This window comes from Vibrio sp. R11-SG3-ISO9, assembly GCF_059834255.1.
Genome location: NZ_JCBDGU010000038.1, coordinates 1 through 20,424 on the forward strand (window position 1 = coordinate 1; position 20,424 = coordinate 20,424).

General features: G+C 43.4%; 15 protein-coding genes. 4 read left to right on the plus strand and 11 right to left on the minus strand.

Features of this window, described 5'->3' with window-relative positions; translation table 11 throughout:
• Nucleotides 1-110: 110 nt before the first annotated feature.
• From AC6R05_RS11675 to emrD, 4 genes are all read right to left on the minus strand, one after another.
• Nucleotides 111-1,796, minus strand: a complete 1,686-nt coding sequence (locus AC6R05_RS11675) for a type I secretion system permease/ATPase (protein WP_500647448.1) — start codon at nt 1,794-1,796, stop codon at nt 111-113.
• A gap of 147 nt (nt 1,797-1,943) precedes the next feature.
• Entirely contained in the window at nt 1,944-2,750 is an 807-nt protein-coding gene (gene xthA / locus AC6R05_RS11680) for an exodeoxyribonuclease III (RefSeq protein ID WP_152468446.1), read from the minus strand.
• A gap of 161 nt (nt 2,751-2,911) precedes the next feature.
• The gene (locus AC6R05_RS11685; protein ID WP_500647522.1) at nt 2,912-5,002 is read right to left on the minus strand and encodes a S9 family peptidase; all 2,091 of its coding nucleotides are present in this window, start codon (nt 5,000-5,002) and stop codon (nt 2,912-2,914) included.
• 349 nt (nt 5,003-5,351) lie between these two features.
• Nucleotides 5,352-6,557: a multidrug efflux MFS transporter EmrD gene (emrD, locus tag AC6R05_RS11690; RefSeq protein ID WP_500647449.1), complete on the minus strand. Its 1,206-nt coding sequence runs from the start codon at nt 6,555-6,557 to the stop codon at nt 5,352-5,354.
• Between the two features lie 553 nt (nt 6,558-7,110).
• On the opposite strand from emrD, the gene AC6R05_RS11695 reads away from it, so the two are divergent.
• Nucleotides 7,111-9,228, plus strand: a complete 2,118-nt coding sequence (locus AC6R05_RS11695) for a methyl-accepting chemotaxis protein (RefSeq protein ID WP_500647450.1) — start codon at nt 7,111-7,113, stop codon at nt 9,226-9,228.
• A 73-nt stretch (nt 9,229-9,301) separates the two neighbouring features.
• Here the strand turns inward: AC6R05_RS11695 and AC6R05_RS11700 are convergent, their stop codons facing one another.
• The 5 genes from AC6R05_RS11700 to dinG form a co-directional block, all read right to left on the minus strand.
• Nucleotides 9,302-10,435, minus strand: a complete 1,134-nt coding sequence (locus AC6R05_RS11700) for a ribosomal protein uL16 3-hydroxylase (protein WP_500647451.1) — start codon at nt 10,433-10,435, stop codon at nt 9,302-9,304.
• A gap of 21 nt (nt 10,436-10,456) precedes the next feature.
• Entirely contained in the window at nt 10,457-10,627 is a 171-nt protein-coding gene (gene rsmS / locus AC6R05_RS11705) for a pleiotropic regulatory protein RsmS (protein WP_032549465.1), read from the minus strand.
• The gene (locus tag AC6R05_RS11710) at nt 10,617-11,165 is read right to left on the minus strand and encodes a primosomal replication protein (protein ID WP_500647452.1); all 549 of its coding nucleotides are present in this window, start codon (nt 11,163-11,165) and stop codon (nt 10,617-10,619) included. The genes rsmS and AC6R05_RS11710 overlap by 11 nt, the downstream gene beginning before the upstream one ends.
• A gap of 16 nt (nt 11,166-11,181) precedes the next feature.
• Nucleotides 11,182-11,961, minus strand: a complete 780-nt coding sequence (locus AC6R05_RS11715; RefSeq protein ID WP_032549462.1) for a sulfite exporter TauE/SafE family protein — start codon at nt 11,959-11,961, stop codon at nt 11,182-11,184.
• Nucleotides 11,962-12,067: 106 nt separating this feature from the next.
• Nucleotides 12,068-14,143, minus strand: coding sequence for an ATP-dependent DNA helicase DinG (dinG, locus tag AC6R05_RS11720; RefSeq protein ID WP_500647453.1), 2,076 nt, complete (start codon nt 14,141-14,143; stop codon nt 12,068-12,070).
• Nucleotides 14,144-14,657: 514 nt separating this feature from the next.
• Here dinG and AC6R05_RS11725 point away from each other — a divergent pair.
• Complete coding sequence (locus AC6R05_RS11725) at nt 14,658-15,653, plus strand: porin (protein WP_500647454.1); 996 nt, start codon at nt 14,658-14,660, stop codon at nt 15,651-15,653.
• Between the two features lie 192 nt (nt 15,654-15,845).
• Nucleotides 15,846-16,478: a DUF2057 family protein gene (locus tag AC6R05_RS11730; RefSeq protein ID WP_500647455.1), complete on the plus strand. Its 633-nt coding sequence runs from the start codon at nt 15,846-15,848 to the stop codon at nt 16,476-16,478.
• 70 nt (nt 16,479-16,548) lie between these two features.
• Here the strand turns inward: AC6R05_RS11730 and AC6R05_RS11735 are convergent, their stop codons facing one another.
• Nucleotides 16,549-17,286: a pseudouridine synthase gene (locus AC6R05_RS11735; RefSeq protein ID WP_500647456.1), complete on the minus strand. Its 738-nt coding sequence runs from the start codon at nt 17,284-17,286 to the stop codon at nt 16,549-16,551.
• A 317-nt stretch (nt 17,287-17,603) separates the two neighbouring features.
• Between AC6R05_RS11735 and AC6R05_RS11740 the strand changes: the two genes are divergently transcribed.
• Nucleotides 17,604-19,829 (plus strand): NADP-dependent isocitrate dehydrogenase, encoded by a 2,226-nt coding sequence (locus tag AC6R05_RS11740; protein ID WP_500647457.1) that lies wholly within the window; start codon nt 17,604-17,606, stop codon nt 19,827-19,829.
• Nucleotides 19,830-19,953: 124 nt separating this feature from the next.
• On the opposite strand, the gene cspD is transcribed toward AC6R05_RS11740, so the two are convergent.
• A complete protein-coding gene (cspD, locus tag AC6R05_RS11745) occupies nt 19,954-20,175 on the minus strand; it encodes a cold shock domain-containing protein CspD (protein WP_032549456.1) in 222 nt (73 codons plus the stop codon).
• Nucleotides 20,176-20,424 lie beyond the last annotated feature (249 nt).

The following is a 20,424-nucleotide window of genomic DNA, read 5'->3' on the forward strand; positions in this document are numbered from 1 at the left end:
CGCCTAAACTGACGATGAGAACTGTCCAAATGAAGAGCTGCGTTTTTAGTGTGGAGAATATGACTTTTCTTCCGTCATCAAAACGAAGGCCCTTATCATCATAATTGAGATTAGCCATTAGAAACCTCCTTAGAGGCGACATTAAATAGCGAGCGAATAACCTTATCTGCCTGACCTGCTCGTGTAATCTGTCCGTTTTTGATTTCAACTACCCAATCCACATGACGTAATAGGCTTGGATTATGAGTCACCATGACAACTGATATTGTTTGTTTTTTTGCTAACTCTAACAATGAGATGAGGTACTCTTCTCCCTCTTGATCTAGGTAGGAGTCGGGTTCGTCCAGTACGAGCAGTTTGGGTGATAGCACAATGGCTCTTGCTAATGCCAGTTTCTGTGCCTGACCACCTGAGAGTTGGTAACCAAAGCTGCCGATCGGTGTTTCGTAACCATTGGGGAGGGCGGTAATGGCATCATGAATCCCAGCTCTAATCGCCGCTCGAACAATTTGACTGTCTGTTACATGGTCGTCAAATCGGGCGATGTTCTGTTTTACTGTCCCGTTTAAGAATTGAATGTGCTGCGGTAGGTAACCGACAGTATGTTTAAATTGAGTGGAATTCCAGTGTTCTACGTTTAGCCCATCGATGGCAACGCCCCCTTTGGTTGGCAAAACCATTTTAGTTATCATTTTACACAAGGTTGATTTGCCAGAACCGCTTGGGCCGATAAGAGCGACTCTATTGCCTTGTTCTAGTGTGAACTTAATGTTTTGCAAGGTTGGGGATGTACTTTGTTCAGTGGCAAACCAAGTGACGTTATTAATTTTAAGGTCGCCTTTTATCTCTTCGAGCTCAGTGCGTTCTTGCTGCTTCTTATGGGAAACGAACTCCTTTTTGAGCCTTTGGTTTGCATTCAACCCTGTTCGCCAAGCTTGAATCCCTCCTGATAGCATTTCAATGGGTTGGAGTGCTCTAGCCATAAGAATTGATCCGGCAATCATACCCCCTGCGGACATCGCATTCTGGATCACTAAACTCGCACCCACGGCCATAATCACGAGCTGCAATACCATTCTTAAGTAACGGGAAAAAGCGCTGAGCGAACAAGTTGATTGGTCTAAGTTATGTCGAGCCCAAGTTTTTTCTGCAACCACGTCCTGATAGGCGCTAGCTAAGCCTTGTTGTTGGTGTTGACTGAAAATAGTGTCGTGCTTTTGAAAACACTCGTCATTCTTTCTTTGAGTTGCAAGCTGACTTAAATAGGTGGCATTGAAATGTTTCGACTTAATCCAATGTGAGACTAGAGTCGTGAGCAAGATGAATACAACAGCGGCCATACCGACAAAGCCGATACTCGGGTGAATCGCAAACATTATGATGAGGAAGATCGGCGTGAAGGGGAGATCGAACATAACAAAGTACGAGGGTGAAGCTAGCAAGCTCTTTACTTCGTTAATGTCGTTGAACAGGTTCTTCTCTTTCATGGTAGGGGATAGAGTGCACTGTTCAAATAATTGTTTTGAGGCGAAGAACTCAAATTGCACTGCCTTCTTTTGAGCGTATTTGGCTCTCGAGGCGTCGAGCAAGGCTTGTGTTGTAAGAAGGAAAACTGCAATACCAGCAAGAAGTAACAATGTATCTAAACTTTGGCTGGATAGCACTCGGTCAAAGACCTGTAAACTGAAGAGAGGAACGACGAGCATCAGCACGCTAATCGCGCCGCTGACAATCGTCATCGGTAACAAGTTTTTTAAACTTATAGGGTTGATGCTACTCCAAGGCTTCACATCCATTTTCAACGCTCCTTGTTTATGGTTAGTCGCGATTACAACGGTTGTGCCAATAAACGAGGTTGATTTAGATGTTTTTAATTATCACCCAAGTAAAGTACAAAAATCCGCATAAGCCAAATAAAACTTATGCGGATTTATAGGATTATCTTACTTAAATGTTGACCAAATAGGTGCGTGGTCTGATGGCTTTTCGATACCACGTAGTTCGTAGTCGATGCCTGCTTCAGTACACTTCTCAGCAAGTTTCGGGGTTGCTAGAACCACATCAATTCGCAGGCCGCGGTTGTCTACAAAACCTTTTGAACGGTAGTCAAACCACGAATATTGATCGGTTACATCAGGGTGAAGCTGGCGGAAAGTATCCACAAATCCCCAATCCAATAAGGTTTTCAGCCATTGACGCTCTTCTGGTTGGAATGAACATTTACCTGTTTTTAGCCAACGTTTAGCGTTTGGTTCGCCGATACCAATGTCTGCATCAATTGGGCTGATGTTGATATCACCCATAACAACGATCTGTTCGTCATTGCTGTGGTGGTCGTTTAGATAAGTCATTAGGTCTTTGTAGAACTGGCGTTTGTACGGGAACTTGGTTTCGTGATTGATGTTGTCGCCTTGTGGGAAGTAACCATTGAGCACGGTTGTCTTTTCGCCATTCTCATCTTCAAACGTAGCCATGATCATACGTTTTTGATGTTCTTCATTGTCTGTTGGGAAACCCTTCTGTACAGAGATAGGCTCTTGCTTACACAGCATCGCAACACCGTAGTGTGCTTTTTGGCCGTGGAAGTAAACTTTATAGCCCATAGCTTCAACGTCAGCGAGAGGAAATGCTTCGTCATGAACTTTGATCTCTTGTAGGCCAATAACATCTGGTTGGTGTTTATCGATCACCGCTTGTAGTTGATGAAGGCGGGCTCTTAGGCCATTGATGTTGAAGCTAATTACTTTCATTGATTTTTATACCTCTCGTAAACCTTTGCCTACAGTGCAGCAAAGACTATTTGATTTGGTGAGTTTCATAGTTAATCGTATTTAACCATGCTTAATAATGTATGTCGCCATTTGTAGAGACAAAATGGCGACATAAAACGACGTGAATACTTGTATTGAATCTATTGAGTCTTGAGCAAATCTAAGAAGAACGCGTATTCTAGTGCGTCTTCTTTTAGTCGCTTAAATCGACCTGATGCACCACCATGACCTGCTTCCATGTCGGTTTTGAACACAAGTACGTTGTTGTCTGTTTTCATCTCACGCAGTTTCGCTACCCATTTCATAGGTTCAAAGTACTGTACTTGTGAGTCATGTAAGCCTGTTGTCACCAACATGTTCGGGTAGTTCTGGGCTTTCACATTGTCGTATGGCGAGTAACTCAACATGTAATCGTAGTAGGTTTTGTTGTTCGGGTTGCCCCATTCGTCGTACTCGTTAGTTGTAAGAGGAATCGACTCATCAAGCATGGTTGTTACTACATCAACAAATGGAACATGAGCGCCAATGCCTCGATATAACTCAGGTGCTTGGTTGATGATAGCCCCCATCAACAGACCGCCAGCTGATCCGCCTACGGCAAACACTTTATCCTTAGCGCCATAACCTTCTTCAACTAGGCCTTTGGTGACGTCGATGAAGTCATTGAACGTGTTTTGTTTAGTCAGTTTTTTGCCATCTTCATACCAAGGGCGTCCTAGCATCTCTGAACCACGAATATGTGCGATAGCATAAACGAAGCCTCGATCAAGCAGGCTAAGGCGAACTGAGCTGAAAGTCGGTTCTATGGTTGAACCATAAGAACCATAGCCGTATTGGTAAATTGGGTTAGTGCCGTCTTTTTTGAATTGATCTTTGCGATAAACCAAAGAAACTGGTACTTGCTTACCGTCGCGAGCCGTAATCATGATTCGCTCTGATTGGTAATTATCTGCGTCGAAATCACCTAATACCGGCGTTTGCTTCATGATTTCGGCCTCACCTGTATTAAGGTCAAAATCATAGTAAGTGCCAGGAGTCGTTAGGCTGCTGTAATAGATTCGAACTTTTGAGTTATCTAACTCATAGTTACTTGTTAGGTATGCAGCAAAAGCGGTGTCGTTGAACTCAAGTGGGAATTCTTTGCCTGTAGAGAGTTGACGAATCTTCACTGTAGACAATCCATTTGAACGCTGCTCGTAAACCAGATGATCATCAAACAACTCAAAATCGACAAGCTGAGTGTTATCGTCAGCTGGAATAACATCGACCCATTTTGAACGGTCATGTATGCCTTCGGCCGTGGTTTTCATTAAGCGAAAATTGACTGCTTGGTAGTTGGTGTAGATGTAATACCAATCATTGAGCTTAGCTATGCTGTACTCGATGCCTGTTTCTCTTGGGTAGAAGGCTTCGGCTTTTGCATTTGGGTTGTTGGCATCAACAATCGAAACGCCGCTGGTTTCTGTACTCGAGTGCCAAATGTATACCTGTTGGCCATCTTTACTCTTACTGATGCTAGTGTAGTAAGCGTTGTCAGTTTCTTCGTAGATCAGCTCATCGCTTGTTTGAGATGTGCCTAATACATGGCGGAAAACTTGATAGCCTAGTAATGTTTGGGGATCTTTTTTGATGTAGTAGAAGGCTTGGTTGTCGTTTTGCCATGCGATAGCGCTTGAAGCACCATCAATCTCATCGTGTAAGTATTTACCCGTTGTGAGGTCTTTAATCTTAATCGTGTAAATACGACGGCTCAGTGTATCTTCGCCATAGGCCAGCATGTTTTCATTTGGGCTGATTGAAAGGCTACCAATACTGAAAAACTCATGTTCTTTGGCGAGTTCGTTAACGTCTAGGATGACTTGCTTATTTGTGCCTGCAAAGTCTTTGGCACGCAAGTGAACTGGGTATTCATTATCACCTGTCACTTCATTCGAGTAGTAATAGTTACCTTTACGAACTGGTACCGAATTGTCGTCTTTCGCGATTCGGCTTTTGATCTCTTCAAATAATTGTTCTTGAGATGCTTCTGTGTGTTTCAGCACAGTCTCGGCATACTGGTTCTCTTGCTCGAGGTGCTGCAAGATCTCTGGGTCTTGGCGTTCGTCATCACGCATCCAATAGTAATCATCAATTCGTATGTCACCATGAGTCGTCATTGAATGAGGGACTTTCTTAGCAACGGGAGCTTGGGTTTGTTGAGCGACGAGTTGCGACGGAGAGTGGTGGTTCATGGTTGTTATTCCTTGATTGCTGCATCCGGCGACAAGCACCGCCGATACGGCTAATGTGGTTAAAGCGAAACGCATCTGTATATCCTTTTTGTGCACCTGACTCGTTTTAATGCCAGTATCCATTTCTAATCGGGGTTATCGGTAAGATGTTGTTCTTTCGATAATAATATTTTGCAATTGGATTCTTGATATACACTTTGAACGTAAGTGTCTGTTATTGTTTCCAAAAAATCAAAATAATGTTTAACGATATTGATGATAGACATCAGGTTAGGAGAAAATGGGCAATAAAAAGGGACACACTTTTCAGTCTGTCCCTGTTCTTTGTTTGGGCAAGGTTCGATTTGCTCTAGATAGCTAATGGCATTTCGTTTGAGTGGTCAGGCTTACGATTAACCCAACGTAAACCAAGCATAGCGATAAGTGACATGGTAATCATCAAGCAACCCAGTGGCAGCTGATCTTGAGCTGGGAAGAACGATGCCAACAGTGTTGCGATGCCAGCACCTAAGTTTTGCATACCACCTAAGATCGCGCCACCCGTACCTGCGTGGTATGGGAGTGGCGAAAGTGCTCCCGTTGTTGCGGCTGGGAATAAGATACCCGCGCCCAAGAAGTAAATGGTTGCGCCGCCAATCAATGTTAACGCTGTTGTTTGACCAAATAGACCTGGGATAAGCACCACGGCTGAGCCGACTAAAATCGATACTAAGCCAACATTCAGTGCGCGGCGTTCAGAACGACGTTGCGCGATGTAACTTGATAGGCCTGCACCCACTAGGTAACCTGGAATCGGCAATACAAATAGCAAACTCACGGTGGTTGCAGGCAAACCAAGTACACCGCCAAGTAATACACCAGCTGCTGCCTCAAACACTGCTACGCCCGCAAATGTTGCCACCAGTACCAGTAAGAAACCTTGGAAGCGTTTGTCAGACAGAACGAATTTGTAGCTGTTGACTACTGATTCATTTTTGCGTCGTTCTTTTGGCAATGTCTCCATCATGCTCGTCATCATCGTGATCACCACAGCGATACCAAACAGCGCTAAAAACAAGTAGCTAGAACGCCAGCCGAAAGCTTCCGTTAGGTAACCACCGAGTACAGGTGCCATCAATGGGGAGAAAATTACACACATGCTGATTAAGCTGTTCGCACGGTGCAACTCAGCGCCCTCAAAACAGTCGCGAGTCAATGTACGAGACATCGCACCTCCACAACCAATGCCCACTCCTTGAATAAAGCTACCCGCCAAGAACCATTCGTATTCATGAGCGAATAAGGCTACCAAGGTACCTAGGATGTAGATGACTAAGCCAGCAACGATGATAGGCTTACGACCAAGGCGATCTGAAAGTGGACCGTAAACAAATTGCGACAAACCATAAGGGATCAGGTAACACGCCATCACTGCTTGAAGTGAAGACGCAGTAACCAAGAACTCACCTGCCATATGACCGATAGAAGGCACGTACATCGTTTGAGTCATTTGACCTACGGCTGTCAGAATAGCGATTAAAAAGGTAAGTTTCGCTAATGGAAACGAGGCGGACATTTGCGTATCTCTCCAAAAATTAAAGATGTAAAAAGCCTTAGCGCTCCATAAAGGAGAACCAAATTGAATAAAGCGATTAGGGAATCTAGGCGCGAGATATTAGAGTTTGATTGCCGAATTAGCAATGAAAAAGTGTGCACTTGATCAAGATAAAAATCTATAATATGGATTAGAAAAAATAATCCAAAACTGCTGGGTTTGAGGATATGGAATATGGAGGCGGACTTCATTAAAGTGTCTCTTTGACAGAGCAAAACTCTTATTAATAGTGTGAGTTCAAACATCTATCTAAGTGATGAACATCGTTACTTGAGTGCTCTAAATTCAATCAATTGATTCAGCATGACAAGACAAAAGTGATTGGAAATCAGTATTTAAAAATAGAAAGATACGATTTATTAACATTTGTATAAACTTTCGTTTTATATGTGACCGATTTGTGCTGTAATTGTCGGCTAAGCTATTCGTCTAACAGACATAAGTAGAATTGCATTTTTGCTATCGGTATGTTTTTAGGTCCACGGAAGTCTTTTGGCTTAAATAAGGATATTCAATGCGCTCACTTTCAGTACAGTGGAAAATCACCCTCTTGGCAGGGTGTTGTTTACTTATCACTTCACTCTCTCTTATTGGTTTCTCGATCTACAACGCTTCAAGCAATCAGCAGGTGATCAAGTCTCAAAGCTCAGATTCTGTTATTAACAAAACTGAGCAATTATTGGCATCGGTTTCGCAGTTAAATGCACAGGAAACCCAACGCTATGTAGATGAAGCCATCTATCGAGCTGAAATGCTAGCCGCGAGTGCTAAGTTCCTAAAGACTAATGCTGAAGAGAACTTCACGCCAAGCGAAGAGCTACGCACTGCATTAGATGAGATGATTCGTCGCTCAGTCTTAGACTTTGACTCAATCCTTGGTGCTTACTTGGTATTTCGCCCTGAAATGCTTGATGGTGAAGACGGAAACTATGTAGATGCAGATTACGTAGGTTCTAACGAAGTTGGGCGTTTTGCACCCTATTGGAAAGTGGCAGACAATGGAGAGAACGTGCTGTCAAATGTTCTTTCTGAGCAGATTCTCAACGACAACTCAAACAGCGAACGCTTCTATTGTCCGCTATCGAGTGGTCAAACATGTATCAGTACACCTAAGGTTGTGACTAGCGGTGGCCAGTCGTTGTTAACTTCGTCGATTTCTGTACCAATTCTGATTGATGATACGCCAATTGGCTTTTTAGGTATTGATCTTCGACTTGACGCTCTAACTCATATTGTTGCTGAGTCAGATGCAGAGTTGTTTGATGGTAATGGTGCTATCTATGTCGTGAGCTTAGATGGCTCTGTGATTGCCGCAGATGATACATCAATCCCTACTGGCTCTCAGTTCGCAAGTAAGCATACAAGCAATGACCAACTCACTGATTTTATGTTTGGTGGCGAGACGATGACACAGTGGAGCGAAAACGGTGAGTGGTTACTTGCTTTTGCGCCAGTCGTTGCAGCGAATCAAACATGGGGTGTGTTGTTAGAGATCCCTCGAGACAGTGTCGTGGCGGATGCAAATCTGCTTGATGAGATTATTAGTGACAAGCTTAGTGAAGGCATTAAAACTGAACTCATTGCGGGTGGTCTGTTCATTGTTATTGGCTTAGCTATTATTGCGTTTGCTTCACTCTCTATTGTAAAGCCGATTCGTCAAGTGGTTGAAAGGTTAGACGATATCGCGTCGGGTGAAGGTGATTTAACCCAAAGGCTTGATGTTAAATCACAAGACGAAGTTGGGCAGTTAGCACAAGGCTTTAACCGATTCCTCGATAAGCTACAGCCAACGATCAAAGAAGTGATTGCGACGTCAGAGCAAGTCGCGAATACCACAAGTGCTGCGAAGGCTTCGGCTTCTAGCACCCGCCAAAGCAGTGAATCGCAGTTTAAAGAAGTCGATTTAGTGGCAACAGCAGCAGAAGAGATGACGCAGACTGCAAGTCTAGTTGTTCAGAATGCGGAAGTCGCGGTAGGCGCTGCAAGTGAGGCTAACTCTTCTGCTAAGCAAGGGCAGCAGGTGATCGAGCTGTCAGCTGGAGAAATGAGGAAGCTGGTGGAGCGTATGTCGAGCGCAGTACCTATTGTTGAAGAGCTTGCCAAGAACAACGCTAACATCACTGATATTTTGGGAGTGATTGAAGGTATCTCAGAACAAACAAACTTGTTGGCTCTAAACGCAGCGATTGAAGCGGCTCGTGCAGGTGAACAGGGTAGAGGCTTTGCCGTGGTGGCTGATGAAGTTCGTAATCTTGCAAGTCGTACTCAAGCGTCTGTAGGAGAAATTCGCCAAGTTATTGATAAGGTTCAAGCTGGAACGCAGGATGTCGTTGAGGCGATTCAAGAGGGTAACATCCTAGCGAATGATACGGCTCTACACGTTCAGAATGCGGTTGAAGACTTAGGCTCAATCTTTACTTCGATTGAGGCCATTAGCGATATGAATAACCAGATTGTAAGAGCAGCAGAAGAGCAGCAGTCGGTGTCGGGTGAAGTTAATCAGAGTGTGGTGAACATTCGTGATCTAAGCGCACAAATTCTTGAACAGGCTTCGAAATCTGAAGAGCAAGGGAATCAGATTGATACTTTATCTCAGCAACAACAAGCACTAGTGAATCAATTTAAGGTTTAAGCTTTTATCGCTTTAGAACAACAAAGGGACACGTATTTGCGTGTCCCTTTTCTTTTGTTATGAGTTCTTCAAATTACTCTTCGATAAACCAATAGCCTTTATTTACTAGGTCTGTAATAAGAGCAATAGCAGATGGGCTGAATGTTTGTTCTGGAGAGATGATGGATTCATTACACAATGACGTTAATAGTGCACTGTCACCTTCTTCAACTTTAATTATTTCACCATTGATATACGCCACATTGGTCTCTGTCTCATGGTAAAGCGCTTTAAGTCCTGAAACTTTGTATATCTCACCTTGTGCTGCAAGATGATTAGATACCTCTTCCGCATTCCACAATGGCTCTGGAGCAATAATATCAAGCTGGTGGCGAGATTGGCTCAGTAGGCATCCCATAAAGTCACTTACTGTATTCGGTTGCTCTAGCGCTGAATGTAGCATTTCTGTCAGGCTTACAAGGTCTGATTGGCGTATCTGACCGAAGTTGTTTTGCGTCTTGAACTCCGGATCATGAAGATGCGTATCACCCATGTCATGCGCAAGCACGAAGTCGGCAAAATTACTGATCAGCTCTTGCTCTTTAGGTGAGCGGTAACCAATTGAGTAACTCATTGAAGGCTCTAAAGTGGTACCTTCGTGAGGGAAGCCCGGTGGGATGTAGAGAATGTCACCCGGCTCTAATACTTGGTCGATGATAGGATCAAAGCCTTCAATTTGGCGAAGTGCAGATGCTTGAATGCTCTCTTTGTATTGCCCTTCATCTTTAGCGCCCACTTTCCACTGACGTTTACCGTGACCTTGAACAATAAAAACATCATATTGATCAATGTGAGGACCAACGCCACCATGCTCAGCCGAGTAGCAGATCATTAGATCGTCAAACAACCAGTTTGGCAGCTGTTTAAATGACTCCGCCAGTTGAGCGGCACCTTGATGCCAATGGTTTGCTGCTTGAACGATAAGCTGCCAGTGGCTTTGTGGGAGTTGACCAAACTTATCTTCGCTAAATGGACCGTGTTCCGCTGACCACTTATTCTCGTGGTTAGAAACAAAGCGTGAGTCGACTTCTTCTTCCATTGATAACCCTGCCAGCTCTTCTGGGCTGATTGGGTCAACGAAATCTTTGAAACCGCCTTTGATGATGGTTGGTCGTTTATGCCAGTATTGTTCAACAAACTCGGCCATAGAGAAGTTAAGTTGGTACATGTGTATCCTGTAATATTCGTTCTAAGTGCTAGGTTCTAATTTAGCTTGAAGGTCTTTTTCGACGATCTTGATCGCCTCTAAAGCAACCTTAGGATCGATCTCGTTGCTTTCAAAAAGGTAGATAAGATCAACAGCAAGTTTGATCTCATCCGGTGCGCTATCAAGTGGTGATGGGGCTTGTTCAGTGCTCATCTCTATTTGGAACCTCTAAATCTATTTGCCTGTGTATTTTCTTCATTGACTCTTCGCAACGCTCTAGCCGTTCACTTGCTAGTTGCCAGGCTTTTTCTGCCTGCTCTTTTTGATAGGCAGGGCAGGTATCAAGTACCGCCTTTTTTTGCTGAACAAGAGCGGTTAAACGTCGCTGCCAATCTTGGTGTTGAGCAAGGTCATTATAGAGTTGATTGGTGGAATGTGGTTTATGTAGGTTACGATCGTCACGTAGGTCGTAGTTTGCGAGTTCCCTTTGGAGAGCGGCAACTTGGTTAGTTAACTTTTCAGTTAGGTGAGCCGCTCTTGCTGCCGTTAATTGGTTTTTGCCCAGCTCTGACAGAATCCGTTGATAGTTGGACTGTGTTTCCAGTGCGTAAGGCATCAGTACCTTGGCTCTAGATTTAAAGAGGGTACTATCGAATAGCGGTTGATGGTATGTGCCACGAGCGCTATCTACTTGTTTACAATGCCCGATTAACGTGTCGAGAATTTTGCCGAGTTGCTTAAAGTGAGACATTCTACATCTAAACTTTTTACAGGTTTACAAACCAAGCTTCATAAGCCAGTTTGATTGCGAGTACACTCACCACGGTAACAAATACCGGGCGAATAAACTTGGCGCCAAAGCGTATAGCAGAGTGAGCACCAACAAACGCGCCAACCATCAAACAAACGCCCATCGTCAATCCGAGAACCCAATCGATATGACCTAGAATTGCAAAAGTAACCAGGGAGGTGAAGTTACTGGTGAAATTCATTGCTTTCGATAAACCAGACGCGAGCAAAATGTTCAAGCGATATAGCGCCATTGAACTCACTGTCCAAAATGCGCCTGTTCCTGGGCCGGCTACACCATCATAGAAACCTAGAGTAAAACCTTGAGCAATCTGTTTCTTCTTGAGAACAGGGCAGGGCTTGGGAGATACATTCTGATTGGCATTCGGCGTTTTATGGAAAATCGTATAAATCGCGGCTGCTAATATTACTAGCGGCAAGACTTTTTCTAACCACTGGGTACTGATGGCGTCGACCACTAATGTACCTACAGTTGCGCCAATTAAAGTTGCAATAAATGCGTTGATCCAACATTGGGGCTTGAACAGTTTCTTCTTGTAGTAAGTAAAAGCCGCTGTTGACGATGCAAAGGTTGCAGCGAGCTTATTGGTCCCTAGCGCAATGTGCGGTGGTAAACCCAAAGACAGCAGAGCAGGCACAGTGAGCATACCGCCGCCGCCGGCAACAGCATCGATAAAACCGGCAGCAAAGGCAACCAGTGCAAGTATGACCAACATGGTTGGTTCAATCATTTCCATAGATAGCTATTATTCTCGTTATATGCTGTATCAGCAGCGTTGCTTTTCAATTTGCTGGGAGCAAACTAAAGCAAAATTTAGCAGGAGCGCGCAACAACCCTACTCGTTAGTATTTTATAGTACGTTTAAAAGGCGGTAGGGAGTCTAATAAGGACTTGCCATAGCGCTTTGTGACTATGCGTCGATCAAGGATCGTGACTTTACCAGAATCTCGTTCTTTACGCAGCAGTCGGCCGACAGATTGGATCAGTTTTTTACTCGCCTCAGGTACGGTAATTTGCATAAAAGGATTACCGCCTTTGGACTCAATGTATTCTGAGTGAGCTTGCTCTACCGGTGAGGTTGGAACACCAAATGGAATTTTGGTGATGATTAGGTTTTCTAACAGTTCACCGGGCAAATCAAGGCCTTCAGAAAAGCTACCTGTACCGAAAAGCACACTGGTTTTTCCTTTTTCTACCAGGGCTTTATGTTTTTTTAGAATTTCTGAGCGGGAAGTATCACCTTGTACTTGTAACGCCCAGCCTTTTTTAACGAAATCTGTAGATAAACCTTCAGCAACCTGATTCATTTGCCAGTACGAAGAGAATAAAACGAGGTTAGCTTTGTTGTCTTCAATTACGTTAGGCAAAATTTCGATAAGATATTCTGTAAACTGCGGAGCCTGAGGTTCGTACTTCATTGCGGGTACGACTAGCTCTGCTTGATTTTGATAATCAAACGGCGAGGCTAACGCTAGAAATTGCACTCCATCCTCAGGCTTTTGACTGATACCTGCTTGATGACAGAAAAAACTGAAAGAATTCAGTGCCCGCATGGTAGCTGAAACTAATACTGCACCGACACAGCGGCTCCAGATCTGTTGGTCGAGCTGCCAACCTACCTCTAAAGGCGAAACGTTAACAATGAAATCACCTTCATTCTCTTTATTAAGTTCTAACCAACGCGCCAATGGCGCACCTTTATCACGTTTCGGCTCTGCCATTAAGCGCCAGACTTGTGCGAGGTTTTCAGTTCTCTGTATATAGAAACCAATCTCTGCAAGTGCGGGTTCTGCAAGTTTGGCTGAGAGCTCACCATCTTTTACTCTTTCTGCGATAAGGTCGGCAATCTTTGCCACGGCTTGGCTGGCTTTCTGACTTAACTGCTTGAGATCTTTCGATTCACTTTCAAGCCACTCTGGAAGGTCACCGTGTTCAAAGCGATATAAGCCGTCTTCAAATTGGGTAGCATCGAAGCGCTTACTGAGTTGAGAAAGGGTTGGAATAAGTTGTTGAACAGAGTCTTGCAGCTCATTTCTGAACCGATAGACTCGTTTCTCTTCAGCCAGGCCTGAAAGCTTGCTGATTGATTGATTTAAGCGCTCTAACCATGAAGCAGCCCCTTTTAAGCTTGCAGCTGCGGAAGAGTGGTCTCGTGCGACATGCGGTAGATGATGTGCTTCGTCGAACACATAAATGCTGTTTTCTGGCTCAGGTAGGATCACGCCACCACCTAGGTCTGCGTCTGCCATCACTAAGCTGTGGTTGGCAATAATGACATCGGCTTTATCAAGTTCAGAGCGCGCTTTCTGGAAAGGGCAATCTCGGTGTGCAGGCATACTATTATTACAGCTGTGCTTGTCACTGACGATCATCTGCCAAATCATGTCGTCAATCGGCTTAGGCCATGAGTCGCGGTCTCCATCCCATTTACCCTGAGCTAGACTTCGATACATGGTTTCCAGCTGCTCAATGTCTTTCTTCTTTGGCTTTGATTCAAACATCGCCATCTGACCGCCGTCAGCACCACATGCCACAGCCAGTTTTTCGGCACAGCAATACCTTTGTCGTCCTTTAGCCAATATAAAGGAAAACTCTCTATCAGTAAGTCGTCTATATAGAGGGAGGTCTTTATTGACCAGTTGTTCTTGTAGAGCAACGGTAGCAGTAGAGATCACAATTTTTCGATTGTTTAAAACAGCCACAGGTATGGTTGCCATTAAATAAGAGAGGGACTTTCCGATTCCGGTACCCGCTTCAGCCACAATCATGCGATTACTTTTATGGTATTGGCCACAAAGTGTCTTTGCTATTTCAGCAACAAGGTAGTTTTGTGCACGTCTAGGTACAAAGTTTTCCAACTGTGATTGGAGGTTTTGATAACTGGTGCGAATAGAGTTTTGTATTTTAGTGGTTAGCATACTGTGACCCAAGTAACGAAGCCGCGATAGTAGCACATTTCACTAGCCTGTTCATTTTCGACGAAATAGGTTGCTTTTGAATCAAAGGTAGATCTTGTTCACAAAAAAAAACTGAACCTTCATGAAGTTAGCTATTTTATTTATTGTGCGAAATATAAATATCAAAAAAAACACCACTTTAAGTGTTTAATTCTAATTTTGGCTGTAATAACGTTTGGTTATTAGTGTTTTTGACTGCGATGGTTGTTTTTAGGTCTATTATATTTTTAGCCAAATAGGCCGAGAAGTGTCTCGTAAAATGATGAAAAAACTTGTAAGTGATTGAATTTATTTGATTTGTCTTTTTTTTAGGTTTGTTTTTAGTTTATTTGACACGCAGGATAATCTTTTGCAATCTAGACCTCGAAATTTAGTGGCGGTGGTTAACCAACAAAGAGTGGTAACCATCAACACAAAACAAAAAAAGGGAACCGGGCAAGGATCTCCCATTCTTAGAAAAGGCAGTGGATTTATTATGAAAAAGACTCTATTAGCGCTAGCACTAGCAGGTATCTCAACTTCTACCCTAGCAGCAAGCATTTACGATGATGGTACAACAGCTTTCAACATTAAGGGTGAAATCGATACTTACCTAAGTACTGCTGAATCAACATCAACAGCTGCTGGTGTAGCTACAAAAACTGAAACTGACCTAGACGTAGATCTATGGGCAAAAATCCAGATTGATGCAACGCACAAACTGAACGATAGCGTATCTGCATTCGGCTCTTTCGAAATCCAAAACGGTAACGGTTTTGATGGCTGGAAAGGTATTGTAAACGACGATAACTCAATGCAAACTGATGACCTTTACTTCGGTTTCAACATTGGTGAAAACTTCGGTGTTGCTGCAGGCGAAATCGGTGATTTTGGTGATTCTCTAGATGCAATCACGATTGACAAAACAAACGAAGGTCTAGGTTACATGGATGACTTCGTTAGCTCTCTTGAAAGTGCTGGTCACGCTGTTTCAATGAAGTACACAACTGGTGGTCTAAAGCTAATTGCTGATACTTACCTATCTTCAGACGAAAACGAAGATGCAGCATACGGTGTGTCTGCGGAGTACGCATTGAACGAAATGTTCACTTTTGGCGCATCTTACCAAGATCAAGGTAACCGTGGCCTTGGTACTGACCACAGCATCATGGGTGTTGCAGCGCGCTTGAGCCTTGGCGATTTTGGTGCGGCAGCAAACTACGTTACAGAAGACATCACTGGTGCGTCTGATCGTGATACAGTTTCTATTGCTCTAGATTACCAAATCGAGAAAGTACGTGCTTACACTTCTATCGGTGCTACTGATGGTGATGCAGATGAAGAAATCAACTACTTCACAGTGGGCGCTGACTACTCAGTTTCTAGCAACATCTTAGCATTCGTTGAATACACTGATGCTGAAGAAGTAGCTGACAGCGCGAACAAAGTTGAAGGTAACGGTTTTGTTGCTGGTATGTACTACACATTCTAATAACTTGATATCAAGTTGAATGTAAAAAAAGGTCGCATTTATGCGACCTTTTTTGTTAATAAAGTCTAACAAAGAATGATCAATGGTAAATTGATCTCCAGTATGGTTCAAGTTAACCAACTTTGATGTTTACAGTGAAACAAGGCTTAAAGTTAGTTAACGATAAATCTAAATGATTAAAAGGGTCGAACGATGAAATTTATAGTTGGTGCTTCAATTTTAACGGTATGTTCTGTGTTAAGTGTTTCTAAAGCTAATGCTATTGAACATGCGCATCCAGAGTTGGATGTAGCAACGGAAGTAGAAGTGCTATTTGTTAATGGCGAAGATACCAAAGATAAGGGAGAACCATTTGCACTGGTAGCAGGAACTAACCAAGTAGTGTTACGCGTAAATACTATGTTAGGACGAGGCGGACAACGTGGAAATTTCACTTCAGCACCTTATATTCTGACTCTGAAAGCAACAAGTGGTAAAGTAGAAATAGATGGACCACATCTAAGCGGTGTTGATCAAGCAAAAAAGGTGTTTGACAAGGATAAGATTGATTGGAATGTTAGCTTGGATGATGGCGAGTTAATTTATGAACAGGTCAAAATGGCTGGTAAAAAAGGTATGTTTCCTTATTCAGATCTTGATGAGCAAATCGCTATTTACAACGCAGCCAACGGAGTGACTTACGGTTCGCTTACAACTATTCAAGATTCTGAAAAAGCCTCAATTACAGCTGATAGTTTAGAGCTACAAAAGGCGAAAATGTCATATTTGAAATTGTCGCCCGTTGAACGTAAAGAACTATTGAAATGGTTACTAGATCAGCAATAAACTCGTGCAATTTTAGTAGAGTTTTGAGAGCAAGCCAGTAACGTAAGCTATTGGCTTGTTGATACAAAAGTTAAACTTCCTTCCACTCACCAGGCTGCAAATCACCTAAGGTCATTCCACCCATCGAGTAACGAATAAGGCGAAGAGTAGGGAAGCCAATGTTAGCTGTCATACGGCGTACTTGGCGATTGCGACCTTCGATGATTGTAATGGCAAGCCATGTAGTCGGAATCGCTGCACGAAATCTCACTGGCGGATTACGCTCCCAAACGCTCGGTTCTGGCATAATTTCAACTTTGGCCGGTAACGTCATACCATCTTTGAGTTCTACACCCTTTCTCAATTTATCTAAATCGTTCTCTGTTGGGGCACCTTCAACTTGTACCCAATAGGTCTTTGGTGACTTTGAATTGGGCTGAGTTAGTTTAGCTTGGTAGATACCATCATTAGTTAGCACCATTAATCCTTCACTATCGCGATCCAAACGACCTGCCGCATACACATCTTTTACAGGTATGAAGTCTGCTAAGGTTTTACGCCCTTCACCATCCGTAAACTGACTCAGCGTATCGAATGGTTTATTGAATAGAATCACTTTTCGGTCTTCAAGAGCTACTTTTGGTTTATCCGTGTTTGGTTTACGTTTATAGCGCTGCTTACTAGATGAATTACTCTTGCTTGTAGCGGAAGAGCGGCGCTCATTCCCTTTGTTATTCGAACGCGATGTGGTTTTGCTGCCTTGTTTAAATTGACCGCCTTTTCGAGAGGAGCCAGTAGAGCGCGAAGTGCTACGAGAGCGAGTAGACATGTTAACTACCTTGCAAAAATGTAAACGAAGTGTGCTGAAAAGTTTTCACTGAAACGGAATTGAGCTATCATTTGCGCGCCTAAAAGACACAAAATAGAACAAGTTAATGGACTATAAAGCCCAATTTGTTTAATTATACCAACGTGTTTTATTATAACAACGCACTCACGGATTTGGTTCATGCCGTCATAAAACGGTATGAAAAATAAGATAGAGTACGACTATCGAGTAGACCTTCGTTGCTCTCAAGCACTGTCTACTGGTCAATTTAAACATTCTCACAATGAGTGAGCTTGTCAGAACTATAGGGAAATTTCATGCCTACTGAAAAACCAACCATCATCTATACCATTACAGACGAAGCACCAGCACTAGCGACATACTCTCTACTGCCTATCATTCAGTCATTCACTGCTTCTTCTGGTATCAACGTTGATACTCGTGATATCTCACTTGCAGGGCGTATTATTGCTAACTTCCCTGACTACTTAACTGAAGAGCAACGTATTGGTGATGCACTTGCTGAACTTGGCGAGTTGGCAAAAACACCGGAAGCAAACATCATTAAGCTTCCAAACATTTCAGCGTCTATCCCGCAACTTCAAGCAACTATCAAAGAGCTTCAAGCAAAAGGCTACGCACTTCCTAACTACCCAGAAGAAGCAAGCACAGACGAAGAGAAAGCGATCAAAGCAACTTACGATAAGATTAAAGGTAGTGCTGTAAACCCTGTATTACGTGAAGGTAACTCTGACCGTCGTGCACCGCTTTCTGTAAAAAATTACGCGAAGAAAAACCCACACTCAATGGGTGCATGGGCAGCAGACTCTAAGTCTCATGTCGCGAGTATGGACGGCAAAGACTTCTTCGGTAGCGAAAAATCGACCACTATCGACGGCGCAACAGAAGTAAGCATCGAGTTTGTTGGTCAAGATGGCGCTAAGAAGACACTGAAGCCAGCTTTTGCTTTGCAAGACAAAGAGATCATCGATACTTCAGTGATGAACAAGGCTGCGCTTGTTGCGTTCTTTGAAAAAGAGATTGCTTCAGCAAAAGAGCAGGGTGTACTGCTTTCTCTGCACATGAAAGCAACAATGATGAAGGTTTCTGATCCAGTGATCTTTGGCCATGCGGTTAAGGTTTACTACAAAGATGTATTCGCGAAATACGGTCAACTATTTGAAGAGTTGGGCGTTGACGTGAACAACGGTATTGGTGACGTATACGCTAAGATCGCATCACTGCCACAAGAGCAGAAAGAAGCTATCGAAGCTGACCTACAAGCGGTATACGAGACTCAACCACCTCTGGCTATGGTTGATTCAGATCGTGGTATCACAAACCTACACGTACCAAGTGACATCATTGTTGATGCGTCAATGCCAGCGATGCTACGTTCTTCTGGTCAAATGTGGGGGCCAGATGGTAAGCAGAAAGATACTAAAGCGATGATCCCAGATCGTAGCTACGCAAGCATCTACCAAGCTGTTATCGATTTCTGTAAAGAGAATGGTGCATTTGATCCAACAACAATGGGTAGCGTGCCAAACGTTGGCCTAATGGCTCAAAAAGCAGAAGAGTACGGTTCTCATGATAAGACGTTCATCCTAGATGCTGCTGGTACAGTTCAAGTTGTTGATGCAAATGGTGCAGTACTTCTTGAGCAAGCTGTTGAAGAAGGCGACATCTTCCGCATGTGTCAAGTTAAAGACGCACCAATTCAAGATTGGGTTAAGCTTGCAGTAACACGTGCTCGAGCATCAGCGACTCCAGCAGTATTCTGGCTAGACGAATCTCGTGCACACGATGCAGAGCTGATTAAGAAAGTAAATGCTTACCTACCTGAGCATGATACAGATGGTCTGGAACTAAAGATTCTTTCTCCACTTGAAGCGACTAAGTTCTCTCTAGTTCGTATCAAAGAAGGTCTAGATACAATCTCAGTAACGGGTAACGTTCTACGTGACTACCTAACGGATTTATTCCCAATTCTAGAGCTTGGTACATCGGCGAAAATGCTGTCTATCGTTCCACTAATGAACGGTGGTGGTCTGTTTGAAACTGGCGCTGGCGGTTCTGCTCCTAAGCATGTTCAACAGGTAGAAAAAGAGAACCACCTACGTTGGGACTCTCTAGGTGAATTCCTCGCACTTGCGGCTTCACTTGAGCACCTAAGCACAGCAACAGGTAATGCTAAAGCTCAAGTTTTGGCGGATGCACTAGATAAAGCGACAGGTGAGTTCCTAGACATGAACAAGTCACCATCTCGTAAAGTCGGTGAGCTAGATAACCGTGGTAGCCACTACTACCTTGCAGCATACTGGGCAAAAGCTCTAGCAGAGCAAACGACTGATGCTGAACTAGCACAAGAGTTTGCAAGTGTAGCGGCTAAGCTATCTGAAAGTGAAGAAGCGATCGTTGGTGAATTAAATAGTGCACAAGGTGTTAAAGGCGAACTAGGTGGTTACTACCTATTTGATGATGTGCTGACTTCAGCTCTAATGCGTCCAAGCGCAACACTAAATGCAGTGATTAATGCATAGTTATTATTTAGAGTAATCTAAATCTTGTTTTAAAACGCTCCGTCAGGAGCGTTTTTTATTGTACATACAAAAACGCCCTGTTTTAAACAGGGCGTTTTAGATAAGAGCAGTAAATGAATAGCGACTACTTCGTCTGGCTAGTTTCTACCGGTACTACGGAGCTTGCGTGTGAGCCTTTCGGGCCGCTTTCAACTTCGTAATCGACTTGTTGCCCCGCCTTGAGTGTACGGTAACCCTCCATCTGTATCGTTGAATAGTGAGCGAAAATGTCACCTTCTTCACCTTCTGGACAAATGAAACCAAACCCTTTGGCATTGTTAAACCATTTTACTGTACCTGTAGCCATGCTATACATCCCTCATGCATTTTGTTACTGATGTTGTTTATATCAACTTTAAAAAGTGTCATTGATACGATTCTGAAACGACGAAAATTATCGTCATTGTTCTGAACTTCTACATTGCTGACATGAAATATCGCTGCCTTGCGTAATTATTCCGTGTTGTTAAATTTTAATGTAAAAAAACCTTTTAGCTCCAATGTAGCTAATGATTGAGCACAGTCAATAGCAAATTGGTAGAAAATTGATCATTTT

Coding starts and splice junctions, on each gene's coding strand:
- AC6R05_RS11730 (WP_500647455.1), top strand. CDS start 15,846: ATGAAATTTATAGTTGGTGCTTCAATTTTAACGGTATGTTCTGTGTTA.
- AC6R05_RS11700 (WP_500647451.1), bottom strand. CDS start 10,435: ATGTACCAACTTAACTTCTCTATGGCCGAGTTTGTTGAACAATACTGG.
- xthA (WP_152468446.1), bottom strand. CDS start 2,750: ATGAAAGTAATTAGCTTCAACATCAATGGCCTAAGAGCCCGCCTTCAT.
- AC6R05_RS11695 (WP_500647450.1), top strand. CDS start 7,111: ATGCGCTCACTTTCAGTACAGTGGAAAATCACCCTCTTGGCAGGGTGT.
- cspD (WP_032549456.1), bottom strand. CDS start 20,175: ATGGCTACAGGTACAGTAAAATGGTTTAACAATGCCAAAGGGTTTGGT.
- AC6R05_RS11685 (WP_500647522.1), bottom strand. CDS start 5,002: ATGAACCACCACTCTCCGTCGCAACTCGTCGCTCAACAAACCCAAGCT.
- AC6R05_RS11710 (WP_500647452.1), bottom strand. CDS start 11,165: ATGTCTCACTTTAAGCAACTCGGCAAAATTCTCGACACGTTAATCGGG.
- rsmS (WP_032549465.1), bottom strand. CDS start 10,627: ATGAGCACTGAACAAGCCCCATCACCACTTGATAGCGCACCGGATGAG.
- AC6R05_RS11715 (WP_032549462.1), bottom strand. CDS start 11,961: ATGGAAATGATTGAACCAACCATGTTGGTCATACTTGCACTGGTTGCC.
- dinG (WP_500647453.1), bottom strand. CDS start 14,143: ATGCTAACCACTAAAATACAAAACTCTATTCGCACCAGTTATCAAAAC.
- AC6R05_RS11675 (WP_500647448.1), bottom strand. CDS start 1,796: ATGGATGTGAAGCCTTGGAGTAGCATCAACCCTATAAGTTTAAAAAAC.
- AC6R05_RS11740 (WP_500647457.1), top strand. CDS start 17,604: ATGCCTACTGAAAAACCAACCATCATCTATACCATTACAGACGAAGCA.
- AC6R05_RS11735 (WP_500647456.1), bottom strand. CDS start 17,286: ATGTCTACTCGCTCTCGTAGCACTTCGCGCTCTACTGGCTCCTCTCGA.
- emrD (WP_500647449.1), bottom strand. CDS start 6,557: ATGTCCGCCTCGTTTCCATTAGCGAAACTTACCTTTTTAATCGCTATT.
- AC6R05_RS11725 (WP_500647454.1), top strand. CDS start 14,658: ATGAAAAAGACTCTATTAGCGCTAGCACTAGCAGGTATCTCAACTTCT.